General features: G+C 40.9%; 23 protein-coding genes and 2 pseudogenes. 17 read left to right on the top strand and 8 right to left on the bottom strand.

The annotated features are described in order from the left end of the window. The coding region (locus P4S60_RS21500; RefSeq protein WP_442961778.1) for a GyrI-like domain-containing protein at positions 1–225 on the bottom strand (225 nt) is incomplete at its 3' end. Positions 226–416: 191 nt separating this feature from the next. Here P4S60_RS21500 and P4S60_RS21495 point away from each other — a divergent pair. The 6 genes from P4S60_RS21495 to P4S60_RS21470 all read left to right on the top strand — a co-directional run bounded on the left by P4S60_RS21495 (position 417) and on the right by P4S60_RS21470 (position 5,116). After that, positions 417–1,043 carry a fused MFS/spermidine synthase gene (locus tag P4S60_RS21495; protein ID WP_054563122.1) on the top strand — a complete coding sequence of 209 codons (627 nt, stop codon included), beginning with the start codon at positions 417–419 and terminating at the stop codon, positions 1,041–1,043. Continuing rightward, entirely contained in the window at positions 1,028–1,918 is an 891-nt protein-coding gene (locus P4S60_RS21490; protein WP_337117522.1) for a spermidine synthase, read from the top strand. The genes P4S60_RS21495 and P4S60_RS21490 overlap by 16 nt, the downstream gene beginning before the upstream one ends. 47 nt (positions 1,919–1,965) lie before the next feature. Beyond that, positions 1,966–2,391, top strand: a complete 426-nt coding sequence (locus P4S60_RS21485; RefSeq protein ID WP_337117521.1) for a TlpA disulfide reductase family protein — start codon at positions 1,966–1,968, stop codon at positions 2,389–2,391. A 188-nt stretch (positions 2,392–2,579) separates the two neighbouring features. Further along, on the top strand, positions 2,580–3,002 hold the full coding sequence (locus tag P4S60_RS21480; RefSeq protein ID WP_337117520.1) for a MarR family winged helix-turn-helix transcriptional regulator: 423 nt from the start codon (positions 2,580–2,582) through the stop codon (positions 3,000–3,002). A 4-nt stretch (positions 3,003–3,006) separates the two neighbouring features. Next, positions 3,007–4,068 (top strand): HlyD family secretion protein, encoded by a 1,062-nt coding sequence (locus P4S60_RS21475; protein ID WP_235377416.1) that lies wholly within the window; start codon positions 3,007–3,009, stop codon positions 4,066–4,068. Positions 4,069–4,081: 13 nt separating this feature from the next. Then, entirely contained in the window at positions 4,082–5,116 is a 1,035-nt protein-coding gene (locus P4S60_RS21470; RefSeq protein WP_337117519.1) for a DUF2955 domain-containing protein, read from the top strand. Between the two features lie 25 nt (positions 5,117–5,141). Here P4S60_RS21470 and P4S60_RS21465 read toward each other — a convergent pair whose 3' ends face one another. Together P4S60_RS21465 and arfB are read right to left on the bottom strand one after the other, a co-directional pair. Further along, on the bottom strand, positions 5,142–5,459 hold the full coding sequence (locus P4S60_RS21465; RefSeq protein WP_063703816.1) for a hypothetical protein: 318 nt from the start codon (positions 5,457–5,459) through the stop codon (positions 5,142–5,144). Positions 5,460–5,594: 135 nt separating this feature from the next. Further along, positions 5,595–6,008: an alternative ribosome rescue aminoacyl-tRNA hydrolase ArfB gene (arfB, locus tag P4S60_RS21460; RefSeq protein WP_337117518.1), complete on the bottom strand. Its 414-nt coding sequence runs from the start codon at positions 6,006–6,008 to the stop codon at positions 5,595–5,597. Positions 6,009–6,120: 112 nt separating this feature from the next. On the opposite strand from arfB, the gene P4S60_RS21455 reads away from it, so the two are divergent. After that, on the top strand, positions 6,121–6,678 hold the full coding sequence (locus tag P4S60_RS21455; RefSeq protein WP_337117517.1) for a short-chain dehydrogenase: 558 nt from the start codon (positions 6,121–6,123) through the stop codon (positions 6,676–6,678). A gap of 47 nt (positions 6,679–6,725) precedes the next feature. Here P4S60_RS21455 and P4S60_RS21450 read toward each other — a convergent pair whose 3' ends face one another. The 4 genes and pseudogenes from P4S60_RS21450 to P4S60_RS21435 all read right to left on the bottom strand — a co-directional run bounded on the left by P4S60_RS21450 (position 6,726) and on the right by P4S60_RS21435 (position 9,128). Further along, positions 6,726–7,460: a phytanoyl-CoA dioxygenase family protein gene (locus P4S60_RS21450; RefSeq protein ID WP_337117516.1), complete on the bottom strand. Its 735-nt coding sequence runs from the start codon at positions 7,458–7,460 to the stop codon at positions 6,726–6,728. A 3-nt stretch (positions 7,461–7,463) separates the two neighbouring features. After that, positions 7,464–8,044: pseudogene (locus tag P4S60_RS21445) on the bottom strand (uracil-DNA glycosylase family protein). A 19-nt stretch (positions 8,045–8,063) separates the two neighbouring features. Continuing rightward, a complete protein-coding gene (locus tag P4S60_RS21440) occupies positions 8,064–8,426 on the bottom strand; it encodes a VOC family protein (RefSeq protein WP_062565443.1) in 363 nt (120 codons plus the stop codon). Between the two features lie 9 nt (positions 8,427–8,435). Next, positions 8,436–9,128 (bottom strand): aspartate/glutamate racemase family protein, encoded by a 693-nt coding sequence (locus P4S60_RS21435; protein WP_337117515.1) that lies wholly within the window; start codon positions 9,126–9,128, stop codon positions 8,436–8,438. A 201-nt stretch (positions 9,129–9,329) separates the two neighbouring features. Here P4S60_RS21435 and P4S60_RS21430 point away from each other — a divergent pair, with 201 nt between their 5' ends. The 3 genes from P4S60_RS21430 to P4S60_RS21420 are packed head-to-tail and all read left to right on the top strand — an operon-like array spanning position 9,330 to position 11,604. Next, positions 9,330–9,674, top strand: coding sequence for a hypothetical protein (locus P4S60_RS21430; RefSeq protein WP_337117514.1), 345 nt, complete (start codon positions 9,330–9,332; stop codon positions 9,672–9,674). Beyond that, positions 9,671–11,272 (top strand): PepSY-associated TM helix domain-containing protein, encoded by a 1,602-nt coding sequence (locus tag P4S60_RS21425; RefSeq protein WP_337117513.1) that lies wholly within the window; start codon positions 9,671–9,673, stop codon positions 11,270–11,272. The genes P4S60_RS21430 and P4S60_RS21425 overlap by 4 nt, the downstream gene beginning before the upstream one ends. Then, the gene (locus P4S60_RS21420; protein WP_337117512.1) at positions 11,269–11,604 is read left to right on the top strand and encodes a DUF3325 domain-containing protein; all 336 of its coding nucleotides are present in this window, start codon (positions 11,269–11,271) and stop codon (positions 11,602–11,604) included. The genes P4S60_RS21425 and P4S60_RS21420 overlap by 4 nt, the downstream gene beginning before the upstream one ends. A 206-nt stretch (positions 11,605–11,810) precedes the next feature. On the opposite strand, the gene P4S60_RS21415 is transcribed toward P4S60_RS21420, so the two are convergent. Next, complete coding sequence (locus P4S60_RS21415) at positions 11,811–12,344, bottom strand: lipocalin family protein (protein WP_337117511.1); 534 nt, start codon at positions 12,342–12,344, stop codon at positions 11,811–11,813. A gap of 104 nt (positions 12,345–12,448) precedes the next feature. Here P4S60_RS21415 and P4S60_RS21410 point away from each other — a divergent pair, with 104 nt between their 5' ends. The 7 genes and pseudogenes from P4S60_RS21410 to P4S60_RS21380 all read left to right on the top strand — a co-directional run bounded on the left by P4S60_RS21410 (position 12,449) and on the right by P4S60_RS21380 (position 18,641). Beyond that, positions 12,449–12,898: a YaiI/YqxD family protein gene (locus P4S60_RS21410; RefSeq protein ID WP_054563136.1), complete on the top strand. Its 450-nt coding sequence runs from the start codon at positions 12,449–12,451 to the stop codon at positions 12,896–12,898. Continuing rightward, positions 12,895–13,437 carry a DUF6942 family protein gene (locus tag P4S60_RS21405; protein ID WP_337117510.1) on the top strand — a complete coding sequence of 181 codons (543 nt, stop codon included), beginning with the start codon at positions 12,895–12,897 and terminating at the stop codon, positions 13,435–13,437. Before P4S60_RS21410 ends, P4S60_RS21405 begins: the two co-directional genes overlap by 4 nt. Before the next feature lie 70 nt (positions 13,438–13,507). Continuing rightward, on the top strand, positions 13,508–13,876 hold the full coding sequence (locus P4S60_RS21400; protein WP_337117509.1) for a response regulator: 369 nt from the start codon (positions 13,508–13,510) through the stop codon (positions 13,874–13,876). A gap of 26 nt (positions 13,877–13,902) precedes the next feature. Beyond that, on the top strand, positions 13,903–14,715 hold the full coding sequence (locus P4S60_RS21395) for a substrate-binding periplasmic protein (RefSeq protein ID WP_337117508.1): 813 nt from the start codon (positions 13,903–13,905) through the stop codon (positions 14,713–14,715). Positions 14,716–14,856: 141 nt separating this feature from the next. Further along, positions 14,857–16,554 (top strand): gamma-glutamyltransferase, encoded by a 1,698-nt coding sequence (gene ggt / locus P4S60_RS21390; RefSeq protein WP_337117507.1) that lies wholly within the window; start codon positions 14,857–14,859, stop codon positions 16,552–16,554. Positions 16,555–17,080: 526 nt separating this feature from the next. Next, a pseudogene (locus tag P4S60_RS21385) lies at positions 17,081–17,687 on the top strand (DUF998 domain-containing protein). A gap of 741 nt (positions 17,688–18,428) precedes the next feature. Beyond that, on the top strand, positions 18,429–18,641 hold the full coding sequence (locus P4S60_RS21380; RefSeq protein WP_138556508.1) for a hypothetical protein: 213 nt from the start codon (positions 18,429–18,431) through the stop codon (positions 18,639–18,641). The last annotated feature ends 35 nt before the right edge of the window (positions 18,642–18,676 follow it).

Raw genomic sequence — 18,676 nt, 5'->3', positions numbered from 1 at the left:
AAAGACATCAAACTCCCCTGTGACATCAGATTCATAATGAGTGTACACGCCATAAACTTGGCTAGATGGGGTTAATTTTGGCGCTATGTCTGTGTAAAACTGCTGCCATAAGCCAGCTATTTTGGCACCTTCGCCACTCATTTCATTCATATTGCAGGTGCGAACTTTGAGGCCAAATAACGTTGTCGGGTTGTCGATATTGATGTGTGTTACTTGCTGATCCATTGCATTTATCCTTGCTTAATTTGTTCCCAGTAAAATACCAGAGCACATGTACTTTAACCTAGCCTTTTTAAGTATTTATTTTGAAGGGTGTTATTTTGTCAACGGCCTTTACAGCTTAAAAAACAGTCATAGCATCCTTATCTGCATCAGGTTAAGATGGGTAAAATAACAACAAAATCAGCGGGTGTTTAATGAATAAAATCAATGCGCTTATCTACTTTTTAGCCTTTAGTAGCGGCTTTTGCATTATGGGAATTGAGCTTTTAGGCGGGCGAATTTTAGCGCCGTACTTTGGTAGCAGTGTGCATATATGGGGCAGTATTATCACTGTATTTATGTTGAGCTTATCTTTCGGCTATTTACTTGGTGGCAAGCTCTCTACTCGCAATCCTTCGTTAACTAAATATGGACTCATTTTCTTTGTGGCAAGCATTATGGTGGTGCCAATTGTATTGTTTGCAGAGCCAATTATGACCTTTATTTTCACCCATATTGAAGACAGTCGTTACGGTTCGTTGTTGGCATCAACTGCGTTGTTTTTTATCCCCACAACAATACTCGGAATGATCTCACCTTACTCAGTGCGATTATTGGTTACCGATCATGAAAAAAGTGGTCAGGTTGCCGGTGGTTTGTATTTTGTGAGCACCCTAGGTAGTGCGCTTGGTACGATTATTACCTCTTTTTATATGGTGTTAGCGTTTGATGTTAACGACATCATTAAAACCTTTGCAGCGGTATTAGGCGCACTTGGTTTGCTTGCAATTGCGGTTAGTCAAATAAAAACAAAGGAGCGTACCGTATGTTTAGAGTCTTAACGCTTTGTTTGATCATGACACTGCCTTTTAGCAGCTTGGCAGAAGTAATACATAAAGAGCGCTCGCTTTATCGCAATATTTTAGTTGAGAAGTCTGGCGATTTACTGTGTTTAAAATTCAACGAAAAAACACGTAAAAGCACGCAAAGCTGTATGTATAAGAGTAAGCCTAAAAAGCTGGTGTTTAATTACACCAAAATGACGTTTGCAAGCTTATTATTTATTGATAACCCTCAAAATGTATTAATCATTGGCTTAGGTGGTGGCACGCTATCTAATACCATTCATGAGCTTTACCCGAGTGCTCATATCGAAAATGTCGAAATAGACCCTGCGGTAATAAAAGTTGCCCGTGATTATTTTAGCTTTGTAGAAACTGATAACGTAACGTCTAAGGTGCAAGATGGCCGTATTTTCATTAAACGCGCCGCACTTAAAAAACAAAAGTACGATTGGATTATTCTTGATGCCTTTAATGGGGACTATATCCCAGAGCACCTCCTCACTAAGGAATTTTTTGCAGAAGTAAAAAGTGTTTTGGCTGATGGCGGAATTGTTGCTGCAAATACCTTTTCATCAAGCAAGTTATATCAGCATGAGTCGGCAACTTATTTCGATGTGTTTGGTGACTTTGTGAATGTTGTGACCGATGAAAACTCTAATCGCATTATTTTAGCTGGCTTCGAGACTATGCCTAGCCAGCAACAGTTAACTGAGCGCGCCAACAAGCTAGCAAGTAAGTTAAGCCCTTACGACGTTGATTTGCAGTTACTCAGCGAGCATTTGTTTTATACTAAGGGTAATCAAGATTGGCCAGCGGATATCAAGGTGCTCACTGACCAATATTCACCAGCGAATTTATTAAATTATCAATGATCAAATACGCCTTAATTGCATGTCTTTTATTTACGAGCTCTGCTGCTATGGCAGAGCACCCTTCTACCCCTCCTTTAGCTGCAAGTCAGCAGCAGCTGTCTCAACTATTGAATCAATACAAAGGGCAAGTCGTGTTACTCGATTTCTGGGCGTCTTGGTGCAGCCCGTGTCGACGGTCATTTCCTTGGTTTATAGCCATGCAGAGCAAGTATCAACAGCAAGGGCTTAAAGTGATTGCTGTAAACATTGATGTTGAGCGCAGTGATGCCGATGCTTTTTTAACTGAGTTTGCAGTGAACTTTAATATTATTTACGACCCAGACGCTGTTATTGGTAGGCAATATCAACTTAAAGGGATGCCGAGCAGCTTTTTAATCGATAAAGAAGGCATAGTACGGTTCCAACACACAGGATTTGTTGCTGATAAATTAGACCTCTATGAAAGCCATATCAAAGAGTTAATTGCTAAATAGTATGATTAGGTAGATAACTTTTGCTGTTGTTCGCTTTTATCGAACACAGCTATCTATTTTATTAATTGCATCAACATTTACTTAGCATGCTAACTATATTAAAATGGTTAGCATGCTAAGTAAATGGAGCGCATCATGTCTTCCACTCCCCTTTTCACGAAACTCTTGATTTAACATTATGCGGCAGTATGGGCCGTGTGCATCGTTTATGTCGCGATGCTGTCACTTTGGCGGTTGAGCCTTTGGGTCTTACCCAATCTCGCTGGACCGCGATGATGCACCTGTTTCATCTAAACCAAGGTTGTACGCAACAAGAGTTAGCAAATAGCTTAGGCATTGAAATGCCTTCACTAACCCGTACGATTAAGCAGCTTGAGCAACAAGAGATTATTGCTCGCAAAGCTGACGCTGAAGATAAACGCAGTAAACGTCTGTACTTCACTGAGCAAGGTCTACAATTGTTAGACACATTGCAGGTCATTATTGCCGATGTGAAACAGCATCTTTATGCCGATCTAACCACTGAGCAACTCGATACCATGGCGCATGGTTTAATTCAGATGGAGCAAAACGCCCGTCAGTGTATCCGTCATTATTCAGGAGATAAGTAACGTTATGACACCAGATCAAAAGTTTGCCCGTTACGTTAAAATCTCTTTAGCGGGTTTTATTGTTTTATTTTTATATTTTGTGATTGCCGATTTGTATATGCCTGTCACACCGCAGGCTCGTGTGTATCACCCTGTCGTACAAGTGACCCCGCAAGTAAGTGGTCGCGTAACCGACGTGTTAGTGACCAATAATCAAGCTGTCGAAAAACAGCAAGCCTTGTTTAAGATTAACGATGAGCCGTTTGAGCTTGCCGTGCAACAAGCTGAACTTGCATATGATGATGCAAAACTACAAAACCAACGTTTAGATAGCAGTGTGAAGGCAATAGAAGCACAGTTAGCGGCGGCTCAAGCTAAGCTGCATGAGCAAACGTTGCTGTTTGAACGCGGTGAGTCGCTATTGAAAAAACGTTCTATTTCAGAGCAAGAGTACGAAACAATCAATGCGAACTATCAATCAAGCAAAGCGAATGTGGCTGCAATTGAAGCCCAGCTTAGCGAGGCTAAATTAGCTCGCGGTAAAATAGGTGATGACAATTTAGCGCTTCGCCATGCTCAAAACCAGCTTGAACAAGCGAAACTAAATCTGTCGTACACCACTGTGACAGCCGATACCGACGGTAAAACAGCAAACTTACAAGTAACACCGGGTACTTATGCTAATAAAGGCCAGCCGTTAATGGCGATTGTTGCTAATAAAGCTGATTTAGTGGCTGATTTTCGTGAAAAGTCTTTAGTTCATGTACAAATTGGTAGTACTGCAAAAGTCAGCTTTGATGCGCTACCGGGCAAAGTGTTTACTGGCAAAATTATTAGTTTTGAAGCGGGTGTCAGTGATGGTCAGCTTAACGCGAACGGTTTACTCAGTGCTACTGAAAGCAGCAACCGTTGGGTACGAGATGCACAGCGTCAACGTATCCATATTCAACTAGATGAACACCAGATGCTGGCTAAATTTCCAAGTGGTGCGCGTGCAACTGTGCAACTTCTGCCTGACTCTAGCATCGGTAGCTGGTTTGCAAGCATGCAAATTCGCTTCATTAGTGTTCTGCACTTTATTTACTAAGGCAGGGTGAGTTATGTCAGTATTGCAACTCGATGGTAATGGCTTACGCCAAGCGCTACGCATTGCCACGGGCTCAGCACTAGGGTTTGCACTGGCAAAATTGATGAACTGGCCGAATGGCATCTTTTTTACTGTTTACCCTATGCTATTGCTCGGCTTAGTGCCTGTGCTTAACATGCATATTATTCGTCAGTTCTACGCAGGCGCGGTGTTCAGTGCGCTGTTTGTGCTGGTTGTGCAAGGGTTGTTTGCACACCTGCCTGTTGTTATGACAATGATGAGCTTTATCGCTTTTGCCTTTTTGTTCTATCAAATGAGCCGTGGTGCTAACTTTTTATTTGGCGCCACAACGGTAGTGAGTTTGTCGATTCAATTGCATTTTTCGACTTACACCGGCGGTGGTGTGAGTATTTATCCGTTAATCATTAGTAACGCTGTTGCCGTTGTTGTTACAGTGGTGTTCTCGATGCTAATGCATGGTTTATTCCCTGATGTTGCACCACGCCAAGGTCGGGTAATGCCAGAAAAAGCAAAAGAAAGTGTGCGCCACGAAGTATTACTTTGTTCAACCGTAGCAACCTTGTCATTTGTTGTATTTCAGGTCTTTGATTTACAAGATTCAATTTCAGCTCAAGCAGCCTCGGTACTGATATTGTTTTCGTTGTGCTGGAAAGCAGCTGGTATGGCGGCATGGCAACGTGCAATAGGCACCCTAATTGGGTGTAACTTAGCGTTAGTGGCACAGTTATTTTTGTATAACCACACCGATATTTTGATATTTCCGGCGTTAATTCTGTGGATTTTGACTTTTATCTTTAGTCGTTATCACATAATTGGTGGCGGTATTCCGGGTGTAGGCTTTGGTATTATCACCACATTTGGTATTTTGTTTGGCCAGTCATTAGGGCCGGGACAAGATCTCGTATACAGCGCACTGTATCGTTTTTCGTCAGTGTCTGTGGCAATACTATTGAGCTTATGTGCGGTGTATATAATGCATCACATCTTAAATCGCTTTGAAATGACAAGGCATCATACGTTTGATTAAAAATCAAAATGCACAAAAAAGGGAGTTAATCAGAACTCCCTTTTTTATTATTTGGTTCGAAAATGGTGGGTAAAGACTTAAGTAAATCGTCTTGTTTCTTTACAACACTCTGTACACAGGTTTTTGAGGCGACATCTGCAACCCAAGCACCCCATTGCGAACTGCCAGGTTCTTCACCTGGAGTTGCCCACCATCTGGCTTTATAAAGAATTTCGTTATAACAGGTTTCACTACCTTGCGGATACGCGTTTCCGGCTTGCCATGAATCTACAGCAAAGCCCGACATAGGCAAAGCTGACAGCGTTATCATTGCAGCGGCAACAATGCGTGATTTCTGGCCCATACGCGGCTCCTTCATTAGTGCTGAGTTTGTATGACTATTATAGACGCGGCAGGATTAACCATCAATTAACTTTGTTAACAAGTTACACTTCTTTACAGTTCTGCTTATTTTTGACACGATCTTCTGATGTGAAAGTTAGAATTTTACATTTTTTCTTAATACTTTTGTTTGTCCCCTTTTGGTTTTGCTGTCCATGCGTTTTCTCTGAGAACTTTTGCTTGGTTTTGTCGCTCTGCGCGCCTTTTGTACTTGTGTGGCATTAACGATTAATTCTTTCAAACGATTAAGCGCGTCTTCTTTGTTCATCTCTTGCGTGCGATGACTTTGCGATTTAATGACAATAACGCCCTCTTTGGTAATTCGAGAATCATTTAAATTAAGTAAACGCTGTTTGTAAATGTCAGGTAGTTTTGAGCGCTTAATATCAAAACGAAGATGAATTGCAGTGGCTACTTTATTGACGTTTTGGCCGCCTGCACCTTGCGAGCGGATCGCACTAAAGTCGAGCTCCCATTCATCAATTGTGACGGTATTAGAAATAATTAACATCAGGTTCAGTTAACTGTGGTAAAAAAGGTATTGTAACATTTGTAATTGGCCAAACATAATCGCTCTATCATGTGAGCCAATTGCTAACCATTTTGAAAGAAAGGAGATCACGATGAAAGCACTACTTATTTCTATTAGTCTACTGGCGATGAGCTTTTCTAGTTTCGCAGAAGATATTACTGAAAGCCAGCTACAGCGTTATATAAAAGCCTTACCTGCTGTGGTCAATTGGTCACAAAATCAGTCTGAATTAGATACTGTAAATCTCGGTGGTATGCTAGGTAGTTCTGATGGTGTTGACAGTTCGTCAGTAATGGATGCATTAGGCCACATTAAAGATCACGAGCTATACACAGAGTTTGAAGCCCTGACCAAGCAATATGGTTTCACACCTGATCAGTTAGTTACTGTTGGCTCAGAGGTATCAATGGCGTATTTAGAAAACCTTAAAGCGGGTATGTCAGAAGAGAACAAGCAACGTGTAAATCAAGCGATGAGCGGTTTACAAAGTCTTACAGCATCATCATCTGATGCAGGTACACGCTCAATGGCAGGTGCTTTAGAAGGTGTTAAAGCAATTACTGCAACAGCAGATGTTAGCGAAAGTAACGTTAACTTAGTTAAGCAATATATGCCGCAATTAAAAGAATTGTTCGCAATGTTGCAGTAACAGTGCAATAAAATAAAGAAAGCGGCTAAGAAGCCGCTTTTTTTTGCTTACTCAAATACCATCGCGTTTTTTAGCTGCTGCTTTTGTTCTGCAGTTGGTAAAAATCCAGTTTGTACAAACTCATTAAGGCTTGAGTGACGTTCAAAGTAAAGAATATCAAGGGCAAAACGATTCATGCCGTACAAGCCCCGATGGATCATATTTGCCGAAAATATGAGTAAGTCACCTTTTTTGAGTGCCACACTTTTACCGCGAGTCAGTGAGTCACTATTGCGAGCGCCCTGTTGTTCTAATCTAACAGTTAACTCTTCATTTGAATCCCAGTTTTTATGACTACCCGGTATTAGTTCTATTCCCGGTTCATCTTCAAAAGCAACGCGGCAATGTAATACTTCAGGGCCGCTAAGAGCGGCCTTTTGCGCATCAAACTCTAAGTGATACTGCATATCGCGATGCCAATAATTTGCTTGTTTAGAGTTGTAAGGGTTAAAGAATAGTTGAGTATTCATAAACTGAGGATCAGCAACAATACCTTTAACCTGTTTCAATAGAGTGTTAGAGCTGACAAACTCAAAAAGAGCAAACTTTTCCTCAACACTTAAGCATGCAGCACCAGTCAAACCTGAGCTATTAATCCCTCTGGATTGGTAAAAAGATTGGTTTTCTTGCAACCAGTGATGATGAAATTTATCGAGAATTGGCCTTACCTTGCTAAGCTCACTCTCTGTGTAAAGGCCCTTTACATGGTAGTAGCCTTTTTCAGCAAAAAAGTTATTTTCCATTTTTTACCTTGCTAAAATTGTACGTATTTTACTACTAAGCTCAGGCAATACTTGTTGCTCAAACCACGGATTTTTCTTTAGCCAGATATTATTGCGAGGGCTTGGGTGAGGCAGTGGCAAGTAATTTGGCCAATATTCACGCCACGATTTTACTAACTCAGTTAAGGGCAGCTGCTTAGTGTGGGGTAAATGATATGCCTGCGCATACTTTCCTAAGATAATGGTGAGCTCAATATTATTTAGTTGCGCTAAGAGCTTTTCACGCCATGCAATCGCGCACTCTTTTCTTGGCGGTAAATCACCTGATTTTCCTTTGCCAGGGTAACAAAACCCATCGGCAAGATAGCAAAATTGCGTTTATCGTAAAACTCATCACTCGTTACACCAAGCCAAGAACGAAGCCTTTGCCCGCTTGCATCATTAAAAGGTTTGCCACTTTCATGCACTTTAATTCCCGGTGCTTGACCAGCAATTAAAATGCGAGCTCGAGGATTAAATTGAATAACGGGCCGCGCCCCAAGAGCTAAATGAGGCTCGCAGATCACGCATTTACTAACTTGTTCTATTAGTGTTTGAGTACTCATGAGTTAGTAAAAATATGATCTATGCTTGCTTTGACCAAACTGCTAACTCATTACCACTTGGCTCAGTGAAGTGAAAACGACAGCCTCCAGGAAAATCAAACAAGGGCTTAATAATTGTGCCGCCGTGTTTTTCCACCTGTGCTTGAGTCTCTTTAATATTATTTGAATAAAGCACCAGTAGCGCGCCGCCATTATTGGTCAAGCTAGTTAATGGGGCTTGATAAAAACCGCCATCAAGGCCCGCTGATTCAGCGCTAAAGGCCGTGTATTCAGGGCCATAGTCGGTAAATTGCCATTTAAAAACCTGATGAAAAAATGCTTTTGTTGCGGCTAAATCTTTAGCAGCAAATTCAACATAATTTAGGCTATGGTGGTTCGACATGATGTGCTCCTAATTAAAACTATTCTCAAGCGCCATAGCGCAATGAAGTGCTGTACTATCAAGTAATGGAATCGATGTATCTGCTTGTTGAACTAACAAGGCTATTTCGGTGCAACCAAGAATAATGGCTTCAGCACCTTGCTGAGTTAGATTATCAATAATGGTTAAATACTCGGCTTTAGATTCTGGGCTGATGATGCCTTTACATAGTTCATCATAAATCACTCGATGCACTGTTTCACGCCCCTGTGCATCAGGAATTAATACCTCTATGACGAATTTATCTGCTAGGCGTTGCTTGTAAAAGTCTTGTTCCATAGTGAACTGGGTACCCAGCAAAGCCACTTTTTTAAAGTTATGTTGGATCAGGTTTTCACCAACTGCATCAGCAATGTGTAATAAAGGAATTGCAACCGCAGCTTGAACTTGCTCAGCTAGTTTATGCATGGTGTTGGTACAAATTAATAGATAATCTGCGCCCGCAGCTTCAACTTGCTTAGCGGCTTTAATGAGTATCTCAGCCATCTGTGGCCAATCATGTTGCTGTTGTAGCACTGCTATTTCTGCAAAATCGAGACTGACGAGTACTATCTTGGCACTGTGCAGCCCCCCAAGTTTGTTTTTAACACCTTGATTTAAAAGTTGGTAGTAACTTTGTGTAGACTCCCAACTCATGCCACCGATTAAGCCTATTGTTTTCATTACAACTCCCTTTTTATTTACTTAACACCATATGATATTGCACAGAACAAAGCTAGCAGATCATTATTTTACTAACAGATCGACTTAGTTGGTTCTGTTTCACTATTTAATACGCTTATGCAAATGATAATTACTATCTTTTCTGTTTGTCGGCGATATAATACGGGGTTTTCTTCTCGTGTTATTTTTTAAGGGATTATCATGCATTCTCAATCATTAGATGCAGTGACAACCAATCGCCCTAAAAATACAGCTAAAAAGCGCTCTGTGAGCCTATCTTATCGTGTTGCTGTGTTTTTGCGTTTCGTTGCGGCCATTATTGGTGGTTACGCCTTTACCAGTGTGCTTATTTCATTACTAGCTGTGTTATTACCACTTAATAAACTCGACAGCGTGCTGTTAACAACGACTCTATCGGTATTTTTTTACTGTTGTGTGTTTATTTGGGTATTTGCCGTTAAGTCTTTAAAGACCGTTTGGATCACTATTTTACTAACAACTGGTGGGCAATTGCTGGCCCTTTCATTGATTAACGGATGGTTATGAAAGAGAGCTTTTTCCGTTCAATGACTTGGCTTCATACCTGGGTTGGCCTACTGGTGTGCTGGTTACTGTTCTTAATCTTTTTTGCTGGCACTATCAGTTTTTTTAAGGATGAAATCACTATTTGGGCCAAGCCCGAAACACACCATGTGCAGCATCAGGCGCAACGGGTTCAGTCTCAAGCCGAGCAAATTAATTATGTGTTTGCGCAATTGCAGCAACAGGCACCTAATTCATTATCTTGGCGAATAAACTTACCTGAGCCGCGTAACCCTATTTTAAGCTATGGGTTTGCTGAGCCTAAACAGCCAGGTCAGCGCCGAGCACCTTTCAACTATACGCATCTAGACCCTAATACCTTAGAGCAATTACCCGAACCTCGAGAAACTAAAGGGGGTAACTTTTTCTATCGCTTACACTTTGATTTACATTACATAGATGTATTTACTGCACGGATAATTGTTTGTTTAGCTTCATTATTTATGTTGGTTGCGCTTATAACTGGCATCGTGATCCACAAACGTATTTTTAAAGATATGTTTAGCTTTAGAGCAAACAAAGGTAGCCGAAGTTGGCTTGATGCACACAATGTTTCGTCTGTGCTGGCTTTACCATTTCATATCATGATCACCTACACGGGGATTATCACGTTGATATTTATGCTGTTCCCCTACCCTGCCGAAACCGTATATGAAAATGGCTTAAGGCAAATGTTTGATGAGGCATTGCCTATTAATAAACGTGCAAAGCCTAGTGAAGAACAGCGCCCTATGGTGGCAATCAAAGATGTGTTAGATCAGATTTATACTAAGTCACCGAATGCCGACATTAGCTATGTGTTTGTTAGAAATGCCAATACAGCGACCTCACAAATAGTGGTTTATTTGGCAACCGGCAAAGAGGTTGTAGATAACGGACCACGCTACTTATTCAATGGTGTAACAGGCGAGCTTGAAGCGAGTTCTGGCGAAGATTGGAGCGCTTCGGCGCAGTTTTATGACTCAATGACTGCATTACATAGCGCTCGCTTAGCGGAGCCTTTACTGCGTTGGTTGTATTTTTTCTGTGGTGTTGCAGGCTGTGCCATGATAGCTACAGGCTGCATCATGTGGGCTAAGCGCTTACGCGAGAGACTCAAAGCAGACCAAAAACCAAGCTTTGGACTTAAGCTCGTTGAGACACTAAATTTAGCCACACTGATGGGCTTACCCCTTGCAACCGCGACGTTCTTCATTGCCAATCGTTTATTACCTTTAGAGTTAGCTGGGCGTGCCGATAAAGAAATACTCGTGTTTTTCTTAGCTTGGCTGGCGATGTTAGTTGTTGCTGTGATCGGCCGAGAAAAACGCCACTGGCGCTATAGTGCTTGGCTTAACGCTGCTGCTTGCTTATTAGTACCTGTGGTAAATGCGTTGACAATAGATGGTAATTGGATCACGTATTTACTAACTCAGCAGTGGGCCTTATTCGGTATTGATAGTGCGTTTATTTGTGCTGGGCTGCTGTTTTTACTACAAAGCAAAAAAATACCTAGCCATAAAACCGCTACAAATAAGACTAAATTAAATAAAAACAGGCTGTTAAAGGAGCAACAAGGATGATGGAGTTACTGCAATTTAGTCTCTGCTTTTTAGGGTTTAATTGTTTTGCACTTGCAAAATTCAATCATTTTCGTGATGTATTTAAAAAGAAATTAACCGAAAAACAGCGAAATAGCTTTTTATTAAGCGGCTGGATCAGTATTTTACTAAGTTTAGTGCTTTGCGTGCTGTTAGATGCTGGGTACGGCGCATTGCTGTTTTGCGGTTATATGGCTTTAAGTGTACTTATGCTCATGATTTTATACAGTTTTACTGTTTCATGGGTAAAGCGTGTCAGTGTATTAACTATGTCTGTTTTGCTGTTGTGTGGCTTTTCGGTAATGATTTTTTAGTTTAGTTAGTAAAAAACTGATCTGATACCAATTTGCAATAATGCTTAATTAAGTAACTAAAAAAATGGGTAGGCAATGCCTACCCAAGCAGGGGATTAAATTGGGGGATCACATGTTGTTTCAAATTAACGACGCTAAGTTTGCCTAGCATCCATTACAGTTGTGTTGCACATTCGTGATAGTTTAAAGACAGTTGTAAAGCCCCTTTACAAGCTATTATGGTCAACATAAATAAGCTCGTCTGTTTTAAAACCATACTCTTTTGCTGTGTTTATAAAGTCCTGCATTTGCTGTTTTGTCACGGTCGGTGTGCGCGACAAAAACCATAAATACTCTTTGTTATAGCCAGTAATATAAGCGTATTGATAGTCTTGCTTATCTAATTCAAATACTACATATGAGCTATAGAATGGCCCAAAGAATGATACCTCTAAGTGACCTATGTCTTGTTGCTCTGCAAACTTCGCTTTACCTTCAGCTTGCTGCCATTCTTTATCTTCAGCGCTGTAACCTTTATTGATAACTTTTACACTGCCATCAGGGTTGATTGAGTATTCAGCGGTAATCCCCTCAAGGCCGCGTTCAAATGAATGATCTAAACGTGCAATTTCGTACCAAGTCCCTGTGTATTTGTTTAACTCAAAATTATCGACGGGTTTGATGTTGTCTGGCACGCCTGTACACGCAGATAAAATGGCTGTGATACATAAAATCCCGATTAACTTTAATGGTGTTTGCACGTTTTTACTCCCTTTAAAAATTAAACAAATTAATACGTTAATAGCACTAATTTAGTTCAATTACGGTAAACTATTAATGTCTAAAATTAAAGATAGAGAACAGCATGAAAATTTGGGTTGATGCAGACGCCTGCCCCGTCGTTATTAAAGAAATATTATTTCGTGCCGCAGAGCGCACACAAACCTTCACCACATTAGTGGCGAACCATGCGATGCGAGTACCCCCTTCAAAGTATATTAGCCGTTTGCAGGTATCTTCGGGGTTTGATATTGCCGATAACGAAATTGTTAAGCGCATCGAACCAAATGATTTGGTGATCACCGGTGATATTCCTTTAGCTGCTGAAGTTATCGAAAAAGGCGCACAAGCGCTTAATCCACGCGGTGAGTTGTATACGACTGAAAACATTCGCTCACGTTTAAATGTTCGTGATTTTATGGAAACAATGCGCTCAAGTGGCGTTGAAATGGCCGGTGGCCCACCGCCGTTAAGCCAGGCTGACCGACAAAACTTTGCAAATAATCTTGATCGAATCCTCGCTAAAAAGTCATGAGTGTCGTTAATAGTGCGCCACTGCAAGGTTTTGGTGATGAGGCGTTTAAAGTCGCTGTTTATATAGAAAAGCGCCCGCCGATGCCTGCTTGGCAACAGCTTGACCATTTGCATGCAATGCAACCCGGCCAGATAAACGAAATAAACCAAGCGTGTGGAAATGGTTGGCGCAAAGTTTTTAACGTGTATGGCAAAATGCTGTTTGCACTACCAAGTGAATATTATGATTTCGCTAAAAAAGCAGCTGACTGGCAGAGCTATCGCGATGATCAACTGCTGCAAGCACATAGCCAAACTGCATTACTGTTTAGCCCGCCGATATTAGGCAAACCAGAGCAATTACATATAATTGCAGGGCGAACTCATGCTAAACAGCTTATAAATGATGGGCTTTTACATTGCCAATTAACTTGGCTCGATGATGAATTTGCTATTAGTAAATCTGATAAAGTGATTGTCTGCCCTTATTTTGACTATCGCCAGTTGAGTAATATTAAAATTGCACGACTTAGTCAGCTTGTTGCCGATATTTTTTCTTAGTTTCTGGTTTATTGCGTTATTGAGTTAGCAAACTAAGCTTTAAATACTGTAAAGCTTATTAGTGCTCTAGATGAAAATATTGGTTGTTGACGATATGCCTCTTATGCGCCACGTGTTGATAAACATGTTGCGTAGGCTTGAGTATAAGGATATAACGGAGGCGACTGATGGTGCTCAAGCGTTTGGCTTACTCGAAAAACACAGCTTTGATCTGGTGATTACTGATTTGCACATGCCGAAAATGGATGGTAAATGTTTGCTTAATCATATTCGCGAAAACCCAGTCCTAAGTGATTTACCTGTATTGATGGTAACCTGTGAAGACAGCAAGCAAACAGTAAGCGAGATGATAACAGCAAAAGTGAACGGCTTTATTATCAAACCATTTTGTTTAAATACACTGCAAAAACAGTTAAGTCGAATTGTTAAACCAGAATAACCTGTTAAAAACTGGAGTTAAGAGCGATGTTTAAGCATTTAACAATAGTAAGTTTATTCACTGCCAGCACTGCAATGGCGAGTGCTGAACAATTGACTTTGTATACTGAAGTGTTCCCTCCCTATAACTTTGTGGAGCACAATCAGCTCACCGGTATTAACACCAAAATCATGGAATCTTTGTGCGAAAGAGCCAAGTTGAGCTGTACGTTTAGTGTATTGCCTTGGAAGCGTGCAATATCACTAACCCTCGCCCAACCGAATGCAGGCATTTACTCTACTTCACGTACCGCAAAGCGAGAAACTCAATTTTACTGGGTTGGCCCTTTGGTATCTGGGCATTCATGTTTATACCGTTTAAATAATCGCAACGACATTAAAGTAACGAGTACACAGTCGTTGCAAAACTACACCATTGGCGTATCTCGTGGTGATGTATATCAAACCGTTCTTGCTGATTTTAACCTCACTGAAGGCCAGCAATTTTTAACTTACTCAAAAAAGTTCGAAGAGCTTAAAATGTTTAAGCAAGGCAAGCATGATTTGCTTATTGGCTCCTCTCTCACTCTGTCATCACAATTGATGAATGTAGGTATGAGACCAGACCAAGTCACACCGGTATTTGAGTTAAAGCACCCTGCTTTAGTGGGTAATTACTTGGCACTTAACAAAAACACATCCCCAGAGGTGGTCACTAAGCTGCAACACGCTCTCGATACCATAAAGCAAGAAAACCTGGTTGATCCTCTTGTTGATCAGTTTGTAGAAGAGGATAGGCACTCTCACGGCGAAGCATCCAAAGTCTCAGAGCAGTGCTTAAATGGCTCTGCTATTTATTAAGTTGGAGTGATTTTAGGTAAGTTAGCCGCTATTTTTCTTATTTTAGAAGTCAATCGCGATTTTTCGCGCTAGAACGCAAAGCCATTGCCTCATCTTTAATTGCTTTTTATAGTGGTTAAAAAATAACAAGGGCAAAAAACTATGAAACCAACTCCACTCATTAAAAGCTTAGTGCTAGCAATATGCTTAGGCACAACAGGCGCCACTCAAGCTTACGATCGCATCACAGGCCATAACTTTGCTAGTCGTTCTGAAGTCATCGCACAATCAGGTATGGTTGCAACATCACAGCCGTTAGCTACGCAAGTGGGCTTACAAGTATTAAAAGACGGTGGTAATGCCATTGATGCAGCTATTGCGGCAAATGCAGTACTTGGTCTGGTTGAACCGACCGGGTGTGGAATTGGTGGCGATTTATTTGCCATTGTTTGGGATAACATAAGCAAGCAACTTTACGGTTTAAATGCCTCAGGCCGTTCACCACAAAGCTTGTCTTTTGATACTTTAAAAGCGCAAGGTGACTACATTCCTGCTTATGGGCCCTTGCCCGTGTCGGTACCTGGTGCGGTAGATGGTTGGTTTGAGTTACATAAAAAGTTTGGCAAAACACCAATGAAAGCCTTACTCCAACCAGCTATCGACTACGCTGAAAATGGCTTCCCTGTTTCTGAATTGATTGCCTATTACATGCAAAAAAGTGTGGCTGCACGAGGTAAATACCCAGGCTTTAAAGATGTTTATATGCCTGATGGGGCAATGCCAGAAAAAGGGGAAATCTTTAAGAACCCTGCCCTTGCAAACACCTATCGCAAAATTGCCAAAGGCGGCCGCGATGCCTTTTATAAAGGCGATATTGCTAAAGAAATTGGTCGCTATATGAAAGAAAACGGCGGCTACTTATCGTATGAAGATTTAGCTGCGCACCATAGTGAATGGGTTAAGCCTGTGAGCGCCGATTATAGAGGGTATACGCTTTGGGAATTGCCACCAAATGGTCAAGGTATTGCTGCACAGCAAATTCTCAATATTCTTGAAGGTTACGATATCAAAGCAATGGGCTTTGATAGCCCAGAATACGTACATACCTTTGTTGAAGCGAAAAAACTCGCGTTTGCAGATCGTGCAAAGTACTACGCCGATCCAGCATTTAACACCATTCCCGTACAAACACTCATTTCGCAGCAATATGCTGACCAAAGACGCAAACTGATAGACCCTAATAAAGCCGCAAAACGCGACCATGCAGGCCCAGTAGAAGGCGATACCATTTATATGACGACCGCTGATAAAGACGGCAACATGGTTTCACTTATTCAAAGTAATTACCGAGGCATGGGCTCAGGTATGACACCGGCAAAATTAGGTTTTGTATTGCAAAACCGTGGCGAAATGTTCGCCCTTAAAAAAGGCCACATGAACCAATATGAGCCAGGCAAACGACCATTTCATACAATCATTCCTGCGTTTGTCACCAAAGATGGTAAGCCATATATGAGTTATGGCGTAATGGGCGGTGCAACACAGCCACAAATGCATGCTCAAATACTGATCAACATGATTGATTTTGGCATGAACCTGCAAGAAGCCGGTGATGCACCGCGTATTCTGCACACAGGTTCATCGCAACCAACCGGTGAGATCATGGAAGACGGTGGTTTTGTTAGCTTAGAGTCAGGTTTTTCAATGGAAACCCGCCGCGAGTTAATGAAAAAAGGCCACACCTTACAAGACGCGGTTGGCCCATACGGTGGTTATCAAGCAATATTGAAAGACCCAAAAACCGGCGTTTATTACGGTGCATCTGAAACCCGCAAAGACGGCCAGGCCGCGGGGTATTAGGCTATTGTAGGTTGGGTAGAGCGCGCCGAAACCCAACAAACTTAGGTAAAGTTAGCGAGTTACAAGGGGAAAGAGTAAAGGCGCTTTAAGCTGTAAGTCATAAGCTTTAAGTCGTTGATGCCTACTCGCTGCTGAGATGGATTAGTTACCGTAGGCGTGAAATTTATTTCGCGCGATGGTTAATAGCTCGTAGGTTGGGTAGAGCGGAGCGAAACCCAACAAGTTAGCGAGTTTCAAGAGTAAAGTTAGCGAGTTTTGAGGCAGCAGCGTTTTACATCGCGTAGGCGTGAAATTTATTTCGCGCGATGGTTCTAACTCATAACCACATACTCTGCAAATATTATGAAAGTAAGCGTTGAGCCATTTTTCTTTCTGAATATCTTTAGCATCAATAAAAAATTTATAGTTAGCAATGCATTACGTTATTTGTTAATAGTAGATTTATTAAACATAATGAGCGTGGCATCGGCATAAATATGCGCGAAGTGTGCACGATAAAATGTTAGTTAACAAAGGGACTTTGGTGGTGTTTGAGAGTATTGCGATCTATTCAGGATTAATTGCAACAATCTGGATTTTCATTGGTGTATATGTAGCAGGTAGGTTTTATACTGGTTATAGCCATTCTAAGCAATTTTGTAGTGAGTTAGGTGCGACTGGTAGCCCAACTGAAAAATTGTCTCCTTTAATTAATAATTATCCTCTTGGTTTTCTATTTTGCTTTTTCGGTTGGTATCTGGCTCAACTCTCAAATGTTTCAACTTTAGTGAATGTTGCGGGTTGGTTAGTTATAGCTCATGGTGTAGGTACATGGGTCGCAGGTTACTTTCCAATGGACGCCGATCCATTTACTAAGCATCCAACTTTTAATTGTAAGGTACATTCTTGGGCTGGTTTTATCATGTTGCTTTCATTCGTTATTGCACCGATATTAGTTGCTATAAGTCCAACAACTGAAATTATCCCGTTATATTTCCGTATTTTTTCATTGCTTTCTGTTGTCGCGACTGGTTTATTTTCTTTTTGCAATGGCCAAAGCTGTAAAATCCCAAAGTAATCCTGGCATCTATCATCGTATTTCATATGGCTTTCAGCTAATTTGGCTAAGTGTTTTTTCATTAGTATTGGTGTAATTGTGAACTAACAAGTCATTAAACCAGAACAAAACAGTTGGTTTTTGCTCGTGCCTCGCTTATTTTAACCTGTTATTTGAGGCGTTAGCTTTTACTCAAGGAGAGAGTTTATCAAATACGCAGAAGAATATTCAAAACCTGAACAAATTAGAATAAAAGCATTAATTATTTTAGCTTGCGCTTTAGCCGTGATAATTAGCATAAAATGGTTTATTCCATTTTTAGAATGGTATGTAGATACCGTTCACTGTCACACTCCTTTCGGTTATTCTGGGATTTCAGTCTTATGGTATTCAACCTTTGTCGGATTTCCTTTGTTAAGTGCTATTTTTATCGGTCTATTTACACTACCTGTAGGTATTAAGGGGTTTATGCATGGACAGTTCCCACCGAAGGGAGTAAAAGTGCTTCAACCTACAAAGATTCTTACTGGATGGCGCGCAAATCTTAAGTTAACTGCACATATACTTATTCCTCTGTTTTTTTATTTTTTTCTATTTGGGGCTATTTTCAAGTTGATGAAATGCCAAATATAAAGGATGATTTTGATTACAGTGTATGTAAAAGCTAACAAGCGCATTAAGCTAGAGACTGCCAACAGTTTGCTCAGTTGCAAACATTTTAAAGACAAAGACTTATAACAGGCAATCAAAATAGAATCCGAAAAGCTTGGCTCAGGCTTGTTCCTTGCCGATTATTGCGACGTTATATTACTAAATTATCATGGAGTGTAATTCTTAAATGGAAGTTAAAATATTCACAAAAATCATAAAGCCTAAACAAAGTTTTTGGCCTAGTTCACCTACATCATCTGATTGTGGTTTAGAAACTGAAATCAATCTTTGGTTAGCCTCTCAACCTGATATAGAAATTAAAAATATTACTCAATCACAAAGCGGTGGTTCATGGATGCCTGCAACGGTAATCGTAACTGTTTGGTATAAAGTAAAATAACAAGAAAGTTAAGCTAGACTACTAACTAGTTGGGT

Source organism: Pseudoalteromonas sp. Hal040, from assembly GCF_037162425.1.
Lineage (GTDB): Bacteria > Pseudomonadota > Gammaproteobacteria > Enterobacterales > Alteromonadaceae > Pseudoalteromonas > Pseudoalteromonas gelatinilytica.
This window is presented reverse-complemented; position numbering and strand designations above follow the sequence as displayed.

What these genes read in the sequence shown, in the direction of transcription:
- P4S60_RS21475 (WP_235377416.1), top strand. Translation starts at nt 3,007, where the DNA reads ATGACACCAGATCAAAAGTTTGCCCGTTACGTTAAAATCTCTTTAGCG.
- ggt (WP_337117507.1), top strand. Translation starts at nt 14,857, where the DNA reads ATGAAACCAACTCCACTCATTAAAAGCTTAGTGCTAGCAATATGCTTA.
- P4S60_RS21425 (WP_337117513.1), top strand. Translation starts at nt 9,671, where the DNA reads ATGAAAGAGAGCTTTTTCCGTTCAATGACTTGGCTTCATACCTGGGTT.
- P4S60_RS21435 (WP_337117515.1), bottom strand. Translation starts at nt 9,128, where the DNA reads ATGAAAACAATAGGCTTAATCGGTGGCATGAGTTGGGAGTCTACACAA.
- P4S60_RS21395 (WP_337117508.1), top strand. Translation starts at nt 13,903, where the DNA reads ATGTTTAAGCATTTAACAATAGTAAGTTTATTCACTGCCAGCACTGCA.
- P4S60_RS21440 (WP_062565443.1), bottom strand. Translation starts at nt 8,426, where the DNA reads ATGTCGAACCACCATAGCCTAAATTATGTTGAATTTGCTGCTAAAGAT.
- P4S60_RS21410 (WP_054563136.1), top strand. Translation starts at nt 12,449, where the DNA reads ATGAAAATTTGGGTTGATGCAGACGCCTGCCCCGTCGTTATTAAAGAA.
- P4S60_RS21420 (WP_337117512.1), top strand. Translation starts at nt 11,269, where the DNA reads ATGATGGAGTTACTGCAATTTAGTCTCTGCTTTTTAGGGTTTAATTGT.
- P4S60_RS21400 (WP_337117509.1), top strand. Translation starts at nt 13,508, where the DNA reads ATGAAAATATTGGTTGTTGACGATATGCCTCTTATGCGCCACGTGTTG.
- P4S60_RS21490 (WP_337117522.1), top strand. Translation starts at nt 1,028, where the DNA reads ATGTTTAGAGTCTTAACGCTTTGTTTGATCATGACACTGCCTTTTAGC.
- P4S60_RS21430 (WP_337117514.1), top strand. Translation starts at nt 9,330, where the DNA reads ATGCATTCTCAATCATTAGATGCAGTGACAACCAATCGCCCTAAAAAT.
- P4S60_RS21455 (WP_337117517.1), top strand. Translation starts at nt 6,121, where the DNA reads ATGAAAGCACTACTTATTTCTATTAGTCTACTGGCGATGAGCTTTTCT.
- P4S60_RS21465 (WP_063703816.1), bottom strand. Translation starts at nt 5,459, where the DNA reads ATGGGCCAGAAATCACGCATTGTTGCCGCTGCAATGATAACGCTGTCA.
- P4S60_RS21485 (WP_337117521.1), top strand. Translation starts at nt 1,966, where the DNA reads ATGGCAGAGCACCCTTCTACCCCTCCTTTAGCTGCAAGTCAGCAGCAG.
- P4S60_RS21480 (WP_337117520.1), top strand. Translation starts at nt 2,580, where the DNA reads ATGGGCCGTGTGCATCGTTTATGTCGCGATGCTGTCACTTTGGCGGTT.
- P4S60_RS21470 (WP_337117519.1), top strand. Translation starts at nt 4,082, where the DNA reads ATGTCAGTATTGCAACTCGATGGTAATGGCTTACGCCAAGCGCTACGC.
- P4S60_RS21495 (WP_054563122.1), top strand. Translation starts at nt 417, where the DNA reads ATGAATAAAATCAATGCGCTTATCTACTTTTTAGCCTTTAGTAGCGGC.
- P4S60_RS21380 (WP_138556508.1), top strand. Translation starts at nt 18,429, where the DNA reads ATGGAAGTTAAAATATTCACAAAAATCATAAAGCCTAAACAAAGTTTT.
- P4S60_RS21450 (WP_337117516.1), bottom strand. Translation starts at nt 7,460, where the DNA reads ATGGAAAATAACTTTTTTGCTGAAAAAGGCTACTACCATGTAAAGGGC.
- P4S60_RS21405 (WP_337117510.1), top strand. Translation starts at nt 12,895, where the DNA reads ATGAGTGTCGTTAATAGTGCGCCACTGCAAGGTTTTGGTGATGAGGCG.
- arfB (WP_337117518.1), bottom strand. Translation starts at nt 6,008, where the DNA reads ATGTTAATTATTTCTAATACCGTCACAATTGATGAATGGGAGCTCGAC.